Genomic DNA, 13,391 nt, shown 5'->3' with positions numbered 1-13,391 from the left:
GATCGAGCATGAGCACATCCACGTCCCACCGACGGTCCCGGAGGTCACCGCGGCGCGGCCCGACCCTCCTCCTGGCCTGCGCGCTAGGCCTCACCCTCGGGACGGTCACCGGCCCACCGGCCGCCGCCGCGGAACCAGCAGGCACCCTCGTGCCGGGAACCGCGCCCTCCGCCGCGCTCGGCGGCGCGATCAGCTTCACGACCTACCTGCCGCCCGGATACGCGGCCGCGACCGAGAGCTATCCGACCCTGTACCTCCTGCACGGCCGAGGCGACACGCAGAGCGCGTGGACCCAGGTCGCGGGCGAGCTCGACGCCATGATCGCCGACGGTTCCGTCCCGCCCATGGTGGTCGTCATGCCGGACGCGCCCTGGAGCGGCGGGGGGAGCTGGTACGTCGACTCGACGTACACCGGGACAGATCCCGCCGCGGACGGACCCGGTCAGGCGGTGGAGACCGCGCTCACCCGGGACCTCGTGACGTACGTCGATGCGACCTACCGGACGGTCGACGACCGCTCCGCGCGGGCGGTCGGCGGGTACTCGATGGGCGGGGCCGGTGCGCTGCGGTACACGCTCGCCCACCAGGACGTGTTCTCGGCAGCGATCGTGCTCAGCCCGGCGGTCTACGTGCCGACCCCGCCGGCGGACTCGTCGACCCGGGACTACGGCGCGTACGGCGTGGGCACCGCACTGTTCGACCAGGCGCGGTACGACGCGCTCAACTACCCGGCCGGGCTGGCGGCATTGGATCCCGCGCTGCCCGTGCACCTGTTCATCGCCGTCGGTGACGACGAGTACGCGAACCCGGCACCCGCGGACGCCAGCCACGACCTCGACCTGGAATCGGCGCAGCTGTACAACACCGCCCGCCGGGTCCCCGGGGTCACGGCCGAGCTGCGCGTGCTGAACGGCGGTCACGACTGGACGGTGTGGCGCCCCGCTTTCCGGGAAGGACTCGTGGACGTGGCGGCGTACCTCCGAACGACCGTGCCGGATCCCCTCGTGGGTGCGACCCTCGGCAGTGCTGGTGACGACCGCGCCGGTGGTGTGGTCGCCTCGCCCGACGGCTCGGTGATCGTGGCCGTCAACGCGGCGTCCGCGCTGCCGGGGGTCGGCGCGGTCGGTGGCATGGACGCCGTCGTGCAGGCCCGGTCAGCGACGGGCGACACGCTGTGGTCCCACGTGCTCGGCACCGTGGCGAACGATCGCGCATACGGACTGGTGCCCGGCGCCGGGGGAGCGGTCCTGGCTGCCGGGTACACCCGAGGGGACCTGGACGGCGCCCACCCGAGCGGTGCCTCGGACGACCTGTTCGTCGCCGCGATGGACTCCACCGGCACCCGGCAGTGGCTGCGCCAGCTCGGTGACCCGCTGAAGGCCGACCGCGCGTACGCGACGGCCTCCGACGGCGCCGGCGGGATCTACGTGGCCGGCTACACGTCCGGCAGCTTCGACGGCACGGCGAGCGCCGGCGACAAGGACGCCGTCCTCGCCCGGTTCGACGGTGCGGGCACCCTGCTCTGGTCGGACCAGATCGGCAGCCCGGGTGAGGACAAGGCCCTTGCGATCTCGCTCGCCGCGGACGGCGGGGCGTACGTCGCCGGGGTCGCCGGCGGAGCGCTGCCGGGCGCCACCGGTCTCGGTGCGAACGACGGCTGGGTCGCGCGGTACACCGCCGCCGGCGGACGGCAGTGGGTCACCGCGGTCGGTACGGCGGCAAGCGATCAGGTCCTCGGGCTCGCCACGACCGCCGACGCGGTCGTGGCCGTCGGTGACACGGAGGGCACCCTCGGGGCACACCCGCTGGGGGACAAGGATGCGTTCGTCGTTTCGCTCGGGACCGACGGGACGGTGCGCTGGTCCACCCAGGTGGGCACGACCGGCGACGACCGGGCGGTCGCGGTCGTGGCCGAGCCCACGGGCCGGCTGCTCGTGCTGGGACACACCTCCGGGCGACTTGCCGGTGGGGTCGGCGGCGTGGACCTGTTCAGGGTCGCGATCACGCCCACCGGCGGAGCGGGGCCGGTCACGCAGTTCGGCACGATCGAACGCGACGGCATGGACGACTACGACAGCAACCTCTATGTGGCCTACGACGGCGCGGCCACCGCGTGGGTCGGTGCGTTGACCTACGGCGCGGCCGACGGCGCGACCAACGCCGGCGCGGGCGACATCCTGCTCACCTCGGTCGCCTTCGGTGCTCCGGCGGCACCGGGCGCGGGGCCCGGCGCCGGCGTGACCCCGCCGGTGAGCGGCGGGGGTGGCTCCGCGGCGCCGTCGACTGCCTCAGCCGTGCCCGTCGTGGCGCGGGTGCGGTCCGGCCTGCTGAGCTCGACCGGGTTCGACGCCCTCCGGATGCTGCTGCTCGCCGGGGCCCTGGTCACCCTGGGTGGGGGCGCGGTCGGGATGCGGCGTCGGACGGGAGGGTCGGGAGCGCCGACGCTCCTGAGCTAGGGCGTGACGCACGGCGCCCGTCGCGATCGTCGACGACGGGCGCCGTGCGGACGTCGGGGTCGACCGCCCGGACCGGCCGGCCCGGCCGGGCCCCTCGCCGTCAGAGGGCGCAGGGCACACCGATCGCGGCGGCCAGGACGGCGAGCTTGCGGGGCACGTCGTACGGGCCGCCGCCCTCGTGCCCGTTGTACGGGAACACCTCGATCTGGGCCGTGCCGGCGTACCGGTGGTAGGCGGCGAAGACCGTGGACGGCGGGCAGATGTTGTCCATCAGCGCCACGGAGAACCACGCCGGGCACGTGGCCCGGGCGGCGAAGTTCACGCCGTCGAAGTAGGACAGGGTGCGCATCGCGGTCTCTGCCTGGTCGCGGTGCCCGGACAGGAATCGGCGGATCTCGGCGTAGGGACCGGTGTCCGTGATGGTCGAGGCGTGCCGGTAGTGGCACATGAACGGGACGTCGACGATCCCTGCGGCCACGTCGGTTCGGAGCCCGGCGACCGCCAGTGCGAGCCCGGCCCCTTGACTCCCGCCCAGCACGGCCACCCGCAGGGGATCGACGCCGGGCGCCTGTCGCACCGCGTCGACGGCGCGGACCGCGTCGGTGACCAGACGGCGGAAGTAGTGACGCTCCGGATCCTCGATCCCCCGGGTGACGAAGCCGGGCGACGACGAGCCGTGACCCTCGGGGTGGACGTCGTCGGTATGGGCGATCGTCTTTCCGCCACCGCCTTGACCGCGGTTGTCCATGATGAGGTGCGCGTACCCGGCCGCGCTCCAGGTCAGCCACTCGTAGGGGATGCCTCGCCCGCCGTTGTACCCGATGTACTGCACCACCGCGGGCAGTGGTCCGCTGCGTTCGCGTGGGAGCAGCAGCCAGCCCTTGATGGGCTGGCCCGCCCAACCCGGGAACGTGACGTCGAAGACCTCGACGGTGGCGAGCCCCATCTCGACCGGGACGAAGGTCGCCGCACCCACCGGCGACGCTGCCAGGGACCGCTGCCAGAAGGCGTCGAAGTCGGCCGGCTCCTCGGGCTCGGGGCGGTAGGTGACCAGCTGGTCGAGCGGTTTGTCGACGAACACAGGGGAGCTCCCTTGGCGGTGGCGGAACGGAAGGTCGGAACGGAAGGACGGAACATCGGCCCAGGGTCGGCGCGCGGGTCAGCGGACATACCCCGGGCGCCGCAGGACGAGGGCAAGGACGAGGCCCCAGGTGAGGAAGCCGACCCAGGGGGTGAGCGCGACCCACCCGCCCCGGGCCGCGAGGCCGTAGAGCGCGCCGCCGACGAGGTTGCCCACCACACCGCCGACGGCGAGGGCCAGTCCTTGGACCCCGAAGTAGGAGGCCACGGACCCGTCGCTCGAGTAGCCGGCGACGGCGGCGTTCATGACCGGCTGGGCCAGCATCTGTCCCACGGTGAAGAGGCTGACCCCGACGAGCAGCCCGGCGAGCGAGCTCCACAGGCCCATCACCGCGATCCCGGTCGCGAGGGCGAACGCCCCCCAGGAGAGGATCTGCCCGGCCTCGAGCCGGCGTGAGGCGAAGCCGGTCAGCGGCAGCATCGTGAGGACCATGATCACCGCGGCGGCGGAGTAGACCAGGCCGACCCCGAACGTGCCCGGCAGCACGACTGCCGCGCGCACGGGCACGACCAGGTACAGCTGCGAGATGAGGAGCCACAACGCCCCGGCGAGCACGCAGTAGCGGACGAACGCGCGGTCGGTGAACACGGCCCGCAGGTCGGGCCGCGCTCGACCGGGCCCCGACAGCCCGGCCGGGAGGCCGACGGCCGTGACGACGAAGGCGATCAGGAACAGGGCCGCCGCGCCGTAGCTCACCCACTGAAAGTTCAGCCCCGCGACGGCGCCGCCGAGAACGGGGCCGACGACGAATCCGAGGTTGGAGACCAGCTCGCGGGTGGAGTAGACGCGGACGTGGTCGCGTCCCCGTGCCAACGCCGCATACGCGGCGTAGCTCGCCGGGTGGAAGAGCGACCCGCCGACCCCCGTGAGCACCGAGGCGACGACCAGGCCGGGCGTGCTGCCGACCGTGCCGAGCAGCGCGAACCCGCCCGCCCGCACCAGGACGCCAGCGCAGATCGCCCGTCGATAGTCCACCCGGTCGGCGATCCACCCGGACACCGGCATCAGCCCCTGCTGGGAGGCGCTGCGGACCGCGGCGAGCACACCGACGAGCGCGATCGACATCCCGAGGTCGTCGAGGAAGTGCAGGGCCAGGAGCGGGATCAGCATGTAGAACCCGACCGCCATGGTGAACGTGTCGGCGTACAGCACCCACAGGGCCGCCGGGGTGTCGCGCAGCGGGGACCACCGTCGGGGACCAACGATCACGTGGCGGAGCCCGGACTGCTGGGCCCGAGCGAGACGAGGGCCAGGTACACCGGGACAGACAGCCCGAAGAAGGGGATGACCGTCGGCACCAGGACGCAGGTGAGTGCGAACGCGACCGTGAGGAGGAGCAGCACGCCGGCCCGCGCCGGACGTCGGGCGACGAGGTAGCCCGCCTCCACGAGCCAGCTGCGCCACGACCCGTCAGGGCTGCGGGTGGCTGCCACCGGCACGGCCAGGAGCACGAGAGCCACGGTGACCGTCACCGGGATCGTCGCCGCAGCCAGGAGGAGCGCCGCGGAGCCTCCGCCGACGAGCCGGCTCCACAGGAAGGCGCCGTCGACCCCGAGCAGGGCGACCACCACGAGGCTGAGCGCCCCGAGCGGCAGCGTGCGCCGCCAGGTGGCGGCGAACTCCCGGAACGTCGCGGTGAAGACCGTGTCGTCGCCGTGCCGCAGCCACCCGTCCATCGCCCGCGCGCCGGCGATCGCGGCGGGCAGGGCGGTGACCAGGGGGAGGGCGAGCAGGAAGGTCGCGACGCCGGCGAAGGCGAGGTTCGCCGGATAGGCGAGTGCTGCTAGCAGCCCCTGCTCCCAGGACCTGCGCTCGCGCCGCCCGCTCGCCGCGCTCATCGCCCGCGGCCCGCGTGCGACGTCCGGCCCGCGAAGCCGGAACCCGCGACGTCGGCACCGGCGAGGACCGCGGTGACGCCATCGAGCCGCAGCGCGACCTCCTCGACCAGCCCCGAGCGCTCGACCACCACGAGGAGCTCTCGGCCGGAGCTCGAGGCGCGCACGTCGCCGTCGCCGTCGTCGTCCCACGTCCGGGCCTCGAGAACGGTCACGAACCGGGCGGCCGTCCGTGGTGCAGTCGTGCGTCGCAGGGTGTGCTGGAGCTTCACGATCGCCAGGCTCGGGGTCGACGACGTGGGGTTGGCGTGGACCCGCGTGGGCGTCACCGTGTCCTCGGTGCCCTCCGGTTCCAGGGCGGTGACCCTGAGCTGTCCGCTGCCGGCCGGCGCCAGCCATCGTCCGTCTCGGGCGGCGATCGCGGGATGCTCCGTCTGGAGCAGCCAGGTCCACCGTCGCGGCTCGGTCGCCTCCAGGTCGTCGACGACCACCACGGCGCCCGACGGCGTCATCACCAGGTGGCGCCGCATCCGCAGGACGCCCAGACCCGGGGCGTACATCGCGGCGACCTCGCTGACGGCGTGCACCCACCCTCGCCCCAAGGTCGTCGTGACGATGTGCGCGGTGTGCTCGGCGCCGAGACCCTTGAAGACGTCGTAGCGGTCCTCGTTGACGAACCCGGTGCCGTCCACCAGGACCGCGTTGTGGTGAGCGGTGCGCTTGCTGGACGAGTAGCCGTCGTCGACCGCGAGGTACGCGCCCTGCCCGAGCAGCACGAAGCTGCCGGAGTCGGGGTGGTGGTGCCCGGTGTTGAGGGTCGTCCAGCCCCGGTCCATCGCGATGCGGTGCGAGGTCACCCACGCCTTGTGCCCCCCGCCGGGCGAGGCCTTGAAGGACACCAGGGTGGCGTCCTTCGCCCAGGAGGTCCGGCCGGCCACCAGGCCAAGATCGGGGAAGTACCGGCTCAGCGGCAGGGTCTCGGGACCCGTCGCGATGACAGTCGGGTCGTACCAGAGGAGCTCCTGGTAGGCCTCGGGGCGAACCCCGGGTCTGACCCCGCTCTCGTACGCCTCGCGCCAGAGGAAGCCGTCGACGACCTTCGCCGCCAACCACTGCGCCTGCGGGACGCGGTACTCCGCGGCGAGCTTGTAGTACAGGGCCACCGAATGGCCGCTGCGCCGGTCATGGCAGTCGCCGTGGTCGACGATCCGTTCGAAGTCCGGTGCCGCCTGGTACAGGCGGTACCAGAACGTCTCACGCAGGTACGAGCTGCGGGGGAACCAGTCGACCCCCTCAGCAGACTTCAGGACATCGAGGTAGCTGACGAGCCAGGGGACCCCGTAGCGCCAGTACACGACGCCCTCGTTGTTCGAGCCGTCCTCGGGGAGCAGGTCGAGCACGAGGTCGAAGTTGTCCTTGGCGCGCGCGGCCCACGTCGCCGCGGCCGGGTGCTCGTCGGCCAGCACGTAGCCCGCCGTGGCCAGCCCGCCGTAGCAGATCCAGTTGTGGTTCTGCCAGTACGACGACGACCACCAGCCGCCCTCGGACGCGACCGCGAACTCGTACATCCGGGTGCCCTGCAGGATCAGCTTGTCGCGCAGCGCGGTGCGCTCCGCGTCGGGCAGGGCGTCCCCGGCCCAGGCGTAGGCGAGCGACAGCCCGTGCAGCAGCCACCCGGCGTCGAGGTCGTGGTCGGGCATGTGGGCCTTGCCCCAGTGCGAGAACGAGACCGGCGGGGCGAGCCAGCGGCGCAGCTCGGTGAGGTAGTGCTCCTGACCGGTGAGGCGATAGGCCAGGGCGAGGTTGGCGGCCGCGGGACCGAAGTAGGTGATCGACGCCTCCGGATGGACGGTGGCGAGGGTCTGTCCGCGATACCGCTCGCACTCGTCGAGCAGGCGCCGGAACTGAGGCGCCCGCACGCCGCTAGCCTCCCGGCGGAGCCGTTCCTCCCGCCCGGCCAGGAGCAGCGGGCCGTTCACCGGCCGACCTCGTGCTCGATCGTCAGGCCGGTGGCGAGGTGGACGCGCACGGCTGCGACGACGCCGTCGGCCCCCACCAGGTCGATGCCGGTCACGACCGCGCTCTCGCCCGGCGCGTAGGCCGAGACGAACGTGACGTCCCTCGCGTGCGCCGTCCAGTCGCCGACAGGAAGGACCACGGCGGGATCGTCGGAGGTGCCCCGGCCCGGGACCAGCGCGAGGATGGCCGGCGCTGAGGTGCGGTGCACCCCGTGCAACGCGCGCCCGGGCGGGCCGGACCAGGTCGAGCGCCAACCTCCGTCCGCGGCCGTGATCGCCATCGGCACGGCCGGCCGCAGCGCGAGGGTGATCTCCCGGGTCTGGCCGTCGGTGACGACCGCACGCACGACATCGAGGAGATACCGGGAGGTCATGAGGAGCTCGCGGGAGAGGGTGACGCCGGCGATGGCCTCGTCCGCCCGGGCGACCACGTGGGGCCCCGGGTGGTCGGCGCTCGCCCGCGGCTGCCACGACTCGACGACGCCAGTGGTGGGGTCCTGGTCGGCACCATCGACGCGCACCGTGGGGTGCGCGAGCGTGCGGGCGTAGTACCCGTGTCGCAGGGGGCTGGCGTACGGGGGCACGCCCGGGGCCGGTTGCCAGGCCACGCCGTCGCCGTAGAGGTACAGGCCGAGCTTGTCGAGATGCCCGTGCGAGCCCCCGTGCGGCCCGGCGTCGAGCACCGCCTGCCAGGAGTCGTCCGGGTCGCGCAGCACGACGTAGCCGGCCTGGTCGAAGTGGATGGACGCGCGGGCCGGCGTCAGGCCGGGCAGGGGTGAGCCCGCGAACCATCCCCCGAGGAGATCCTCCAGGCCGTCGTCCTTCTCGCCGAGGCGAAGGCGCACCTGGGCCTCGACCGTCGACAGGCCGGTCGTGCGCCAGAGCTGCCCGGCGAGGACGCAGACCTCGAGCACCTCGAGGTCCATGCCGGTCCGGTCGTACGGCCCGTCGTGCAGCACGGGCAGCGCACCGTCGGGTGCGGCCAGGCTGGCGAGGACCCCGACCATGGCCGCCAGGCGCTCGACGGCGTCCTGCGGGAGGGCGGCCGGGTCGGTGCCGCGGAGGTTGAGCAGGGAGGCCCGCAGGACGAACAGGTGGTAGTAGGTGGAGCCCTCCCATTCCCAGCCGTCCGCCAGCACGGCCAGCGACAGGTGCTCGAGCGTGCGGTCGACCCAGGCGGTCACGTCGCCCGGCCGGCCGAGCGCGACGAGCGCACGGCTGAGAGATCCGCCGGCGGCGTCGAGCCAGGCGGTGTAGTTGCTCGCGGGTTCCGAGCGATCCACGACGAGGATCTGCCGCGCTGCGCTCACGGTGTCCAGCAGCCCGCCGAGCATGACGCCGACGTCCTCGCCGAGGGCGTTCCGGGCGACCTCGTCGAGCGCGAGGCAGGTCACGGCGTCGGCGATCTGGACCGCCCAGATGGCCTCGGTCAACGCCTGGGAGAACAGCTTGCCCTGGAGCATCCAGGCCTCGCTGTGCTCGCTCCAGCCACCCGCGGAGACCTCGCGGTAGTAGGCGGCGAAGTCCCGCACCGTCTCGGTCGCCTGCTCCCGGTCGGACGCCGACCCCACCGTGAGGTGTCGGCGGGCACGCAGCCGGGCGCCACGTGCCGCGGCCTGGTGCTCGAGCACGAGCCAGGCGGCGGCATAGGGCTCGCCGGTGAACCGGCAGCCGTGCCGGCAGGGGTAGGCATCGCGCTCAGGAGGATCGAGCTCGGTGCCGTGGGTCGGGCACACGTAGTCGTGCCACCATCCGGCCCGGGCCGCCCGGATCGTGCTCACCGGAAGTTCATCCCCCCGTTGATGTCGATGACCTGACCCGTGACGTAGGACGACAGGCCGGAGGCCAGGAAGACCGACACCCCGGCGACGTCGTCGACCGTGCCGGCGCGTTGGAGCGGGATGCCCGACACGATGCCCTGCTGGGCCTGTGCCGGGGTGAAGGTGTTGTGGAACGCGGTGTCGCCGATGAAGCCGGGGGCGAGCGCGTTGACCGTCACGCCCGCGCCGGCGAGCTCCTTGGCCAGGCCACGGCCGAAGCCGACGATGGCCGCCTTGGCCGCGGCGTAGGCGACCGACCCGGCCCCGCCGCCGTTCTCGGCCGCGAGGGAGGACATCAGGACGACCCGGCCGGCGGGGGAGTCGGTCAGATGGGGAACGGCGGCGCGGGTGACGAAGAACGTGCTGGACACGTTCACCGCCATGACCTGGGCCCAGTGCGCGTCGGACATCTCGGCGACGGTGGCGCGTCCCACGAGGTGACCGGCATTGGTCACGAGGATGTCGAGACCACCGAGATGCGCGACCGCCGCGGCAACGGTCGCGGACGCCTGGGCCGGGTCCGTCAGGTCGCCACCGATTGCGACGGCGCGCCGCCCCAGACCCGTCAGCTCGTCGACGACGTCGTCGGCCCCGGTCTTGCTGTTCGCGTAGTGCACGGCGACATCGGCGCCGCTGGCGCCGAGAGCGCGGGCGATCGCGGCACCGATACCGCTGCCCGCGCCGGTGACGAGAGCGCGGCGGCCATTCAGGTCGATCTGCATGGGGGTTCCCTTGGCTGGTCGGGCGGATGAGCGGTGGAGCCGGAGCTACTTGATCCCGGCATGGGTGAAGCCCTCGACGAAGTACCTCTGGCAGAACAGGAAGAGCAGCACCATCGGGATAGTGGCCAACGTGGTACCCGCCATGAGGTAGTGCCAGGACGTGCTCTCGAGCTGTTGGAAGACGGCCAGGCCGACCTGGATGACGCGCAGGTCGTCGCGGGTGGTGACCAGGAGCGGCCACAGGAAGTTGTTCCAGCTCTCCTGAAAGGTCAGGAGCCCGACCGTGGCCACCGCCGGCTTGATCAGCGGCGTGTAGATCTGGGCGAAGATGCGGAACTCTCCGAGTCCGTCGAGGCGGGCGGCTTCCTCCAGCTCCTTGGGCAGTGACAGGTAGAACTGGCGGAACAGGAAGATCGCCGACGCGCTCAGCCCGCCAGGGATGATCAGCGCCCACCACGAGTTGAGCCAGCCGATGCCCCCCTGGCCGAGAAGGTCGTTGCCGCCGAACAGCGGCATGAACTTCACGATGAGGAACTGCGGCACGATCTTGGTGTAGGTCGGGATCATGAGCATCGCGACGAAGCTCATGAAGATCAGCTCCCGCCCCTTGAACGGGATCCGCGCGAGCGCGTAGCCGGCCATCGACGCGAGGGTCAGGGTCATGACGGTGTGACCGACCGAGATGAGAAGGCTGTTGCGGAAGTAGAGATGGAACGGGGCGGCGCGGAGCGCTTCGGAGTAGTTGCTCCAGCGCCACTCCTGCGGCCACAGGGTCGGCGGGAACTGCGCCAGCTCTGCCGGCGACTTGAGCGACGTGACGACCATCCACAGGAACGGCACGATCATCGTCAGGGCACCGATGCCCAGGAGGAGGTTGAGGATCGCGCGGCTCTGCCAGCTCTTCTTCTTCCGCATCCGGGCCCGGCGCGTGCGCGGGTTCGCCGCCCGGTCTGCTGCCGTCATGGCGGCGCGGGCCGTGGTGGCGGTCACTCGGCATCACTCCGAGTTGCCCGGCGGCTGACCAGCGTGACCACCAGCAGGAACGCGAACAGCAGCACCGACTGCGCGGAGGCCATCCCCATCCGGAAGTTCTGGAAGGCGGAGCGGTAGACCTCGTAGGTCATCATCGTGGTGGAGTTCGCTGGTCCGCCGTCGGTGAGGACGTAGACCTGGTCGAAGACCTGGAACGCGCCGATGATCGAGATCACGAAGACGAAGAACGTGGCGGGCTTGAGCATCGGCAACGTGATCGAGAAGAACTTCCGCACGGCCGAGGCCCCATCGATCGAGGCCGCCTCGTAGAGGCTCTCGTCGATGTTCTGCAGGGCGGCGATGTAGATGAGCATCTTGATGCCGATTCCCTGCCAGACCCCCACGAGGATGACCCCCCACAGCGCCCAGTCCGGATCGGCCAACCAGGCCTGACCGGGGATGCCGACGACAGCCAGTGCCGCGTTGAGCAGGCCCTGCTGCGGGTTGTAGATCCACAGCCAGACCATCGCGATGGCCACGGTGGCCGTGACCTGGGGGAGGAAGAAGGCCGCCCGGTACCAGTTCTGGAGCTTCAGCTTCTGGTTGAGCGCCACCGCGATGACCACCGCGATGGCCATCGAGACGGGCACGGTCCAGAAGGTGTACACGACGGTGTTCCAGGTCGCCTTGCGGAACGTCGGGTCGCCCCAGATCTCGACGTAGTTCTCGAGCCCGATCCACCGCGGGGCGCTGAAGACGTTGTAGTCGGTCAGGCTGAGCGCGAAGGTGGCGATCACCGGGATGGCGGTCCACAGCCCGATGTGGGCGATCGACGGAGCGACCATCAACCAGCCGGCTCGGCGCATCTTCCGGCCGGATCGAGACTGCCGGGGTGCTGCCGACCGCAGGGCCCGGGGCACCGCCGCCCGGTCCGACGTGCGCGACGCGTTGCTCGGCGCCGCCCGGAGGTCAGTCACGCGGGTCACCTCCCCGGGTCAGGGAGCGTCGGTAGCCCATCGTCAGCGGTCCATCGCGGTCTTGGCGGTGGCCGCGAGATCGTCAAGGGCCTCCTGGGGTGTCTTCTGCCGAAGGAGGGCCGCTTCGACGGCGGGCTTGATCTCGGCGCGGATCTCGAGCCACTGGGACGGACCACCCTCGCGCTTGGCGGAGTCGAGGTTCTCCATCGCGAACTGCACGAGGCGGTTGCCCTTGACGTAGTCGCTGTCGAGCAGCTCCGTCAGCGCCGGCACGTTTCCGCGCTGCTCGTTCGCCGCGAGGGCGGGGCCGGGACTGGCCAGGAACTCGAGCAAGGCCTGCGCTGCGGCGGGGTTCTTGGAGCTCTTGGCCATCGTGGCCAGCGTCCCGCCGAAGAACATCCCCGGCGCCTCGCCCTGGATCACGAACGGCTCGAGCTGGTCGAGGAGCTCGGGCGCAGCCTCCTCCGTCTGGGTCCACAGGCTGTTGTGCGTGATCGCCATGGCTGCGCGGCCGCTGATCAGCGGGTTGACGTCGGCGTTGGCGGACGAGAAGCCGATGTCCTCGACCTTGCTCTCGTGGACGAGGTCGACGACGAACTGGAGCGCGTCGACGCCTGCCTCCGAGTTGAACGCCGGTGCCGAGAGGTCCTCGGTGAACAGGTCGCCGCCGGCCGAGAAGAGCATCGTCTCGAACATCTGACGTGGGTCGAGCGAGAGGATGTCGAACCCCGTGCGCTCGAGGGTGCCGTCCGCCGCCCGGATCGTCAGGGCCTCGGACATCTCGAGGAGCTCGTCCCAGCTCGTCGGCGGCGCGTCGTAGCCGGCCTCCCTGAGCAGGTCCATCCGGGCCACGCCGAAGCGGGTGTCGAGCATGATCGGCACCGCGTAGACATCGCCGTCCCACATGCCGGCGCGCACGATCTCGTCGCTGTAGTCGCCCTCGAGCGACTCCGGCGTGATGCCCCGCTCGCTGAGATCGGCGAGGACCCCGCGTTCGGCGAACCCCTCCACCCAGCCGACGCCCATCATCATCACGTCCGGAATCAGGCCGGAGGCGACCGACGTGGTGAGCTTCTCGTTGAGCTTGTTGTAGGTGGTGTAGTCGACCGTGACCTTCACGTCCGGGTACTTCTCGTAGAACTGCGGCAGCAGCTCGTCCTCGAGCAGGCGCTGCCCCTCGGTGCCTTCGTAGATGGGGGTGAGCAGGGCGACCTCGCCGCTGACCTCGCCGCCCCCCGTCGTCGTCGTGGCGCCCTGGCTGTCCGAGGCACAGGCGGTCAAGGTCAGGGCGAGCGCGGCCGCGATGCTCATCGCGGCGGTCTTCCCTCTCGTGGTCCTCGTGCTCATGCTGTGCTCCATCCGCGGGACGTGGTCGGGATTGGTGGCGACGCTGCCGCGAGCTTGTCGACGTCGGCGTCATTGCCGGTGGCACCAGGGCTGGCCGCTTCGA

General features: G+C 71.7%; 10 protein-coding genes. 1 reads left to right on the top strand and 9 read right to left on the bottom strand.

The window, feature by feature from the left end:
• Positions 1-8 precede the first annotated feature (8 nt).
• The gene (locus EUA98_RS05020; protein ID WP_130101573.1) at positions 9-2,456 is read left to right on the top strand and encodes an alpha/beta hydrolase-fold protein; all 2,448 of its coding nucleotides are present in this window, start codon (positions 9-11) and stop codon (positions 2,454-2,456) included.
• Positions 2,457-2,556: 100 nt separating this feature from the next.
• Here the strand turns inward: EUA98_RS05020 and EUA98_RS05015 are convergent, their stop codons facing one another.
• The 9 genes from EUA98_RS05015 to EUA98_RS04975 form a co-directional block, all read right to left on the bottom strand.
• Positions 2,557-3,537 carry an acetylxylan esterase gene (locus tag EUA98_RS05015; RefSeq protein WP_130101572.1) on the bottom strand — a complete coding sequence of 327 codons (981 nt, stop codon included), beginning with the start codon at positions 3,535-3,537 and terminating at the stop codon, positions 2,557-2,559.
• Between the two features lie 78 nt (positions 3,538-3,615).
• Positions 3,616-4,806 carry an MFS transporter gene (locus EUA98_RS05010; RefSeq protein WP_130101571.1) on the bottom strand — a complete coding sequence of 397 codons (1,191 nt, stop codon included), beginning with the start codon at positions 4,804-4,806 and terminating at the stop codon, positions 3,616-3,618.
• Positions 4,803-5,435 (bottom strand): hypothetical protein, encoded by a 633-nt coding sequence (locus tag EUA98_RS05005; RefSeq protein ID WP_130101570.1) that lies wholly within the window; start codon positions 5,433-5,435, stop codon positions 4,803-4,805. Before EUA98_RS05005 ends, EUA98_RS05010 begins: the two co-directional genes overlap by 4 nt.
• Positions 5,432-7,351 carry a DUF4962 domain-containing protein gene (locus EUA98_RS05000; RefSeq protein WP_242511283.1) on the bottom strand — a complete coding sequence of 640 codons (1,920 nt, stop codon included), beginning with the start codon at positions 7,349-7,351 and terminating at the stop codon, positions 5,432-5,434. The genes EUA98_RS05005 and EUA98_RS05000 overlap by 4 nt, the downstream gene beginning before the upstream one ends.
• A 56-nt stretch (positions 7,352-7,407) precedes the next feature.
• Positions 7,408-9,231: a heparinase II/III domain-containing protein gene (locus tag EUA98_RS04995; RefSeq protein WP_130101568.1), complete on the bottom strand. Its 1,824-nt coding sequence runs from the start codon at positions 9,229-9,231 to the stop codon at positions 7,408-7,410.
• On the bottom strand, positions 9,228-9,992 hold the full coding sequence (locus tag EUA98_RS04990) for an SDR family NAD(P)-dependent oxidoreductase (RefSeq protein WP_130101567.1): 765 nt from the start codon (positions 9,990-9,992) through the stop codon (positions 9,228-9,230). The genes EUA98_RS04995 and EUA98_RS04990 overlap by 4 nt, the downstream gene beginning before the upstream one ends.
• Positions 9,993-10,037: 45 nt before the next feature.
• Entirely contained in the window at positions 10,038-10,982 is a 945-nt protein-coding gene (locus EUA98_RS04985; RefSeq protein ID WP_242511282.1) for a carbohydrate ABC transporter permease, read from the bottom strand.
• A complete protein-coding gene (locus EUA98_RS04980) occupies positions 10,979-11,941 on the bottom strand; it encodes a carbohydrate ABC transporter permease (protein ID WP_242511281.1) in 963 nt (320 codons plus the stop codon). Before EUA98_RS04980 ends, EUA98_RS04985 begins: the two co-directional genes overlap by 4 nt.
• Before the next feature lie 42 nt (positions 11,942-11,983).
• A complete protein-coding gene (locus tag EUA98_RS04975) occupies positions 11,984-13,288 on the bottom strand; it encodes an ABC transporter substrate-binding protein (protein ID WP_207218975.1) in 1,305 nt (434 codons plus the stop codon).
• Positions 13,289-13,391: the final 103 nt, after the last annotated feature.

Origin of the sequence: Pengzhenrongella frigida, assembly GCF_004168625.1 — a bacterium.
Lineage (GTDB): Bacteria > Actinomycetota > Actinomycetes > Actinomycetales > Cellulomonadaceae > Pengzhenrongella > Pengzhenrongella frigida.
Note: the sequence above shows the minus strand (reverse complement) of the source record. Positions and strands in the feature narration are given on the sequence as shown.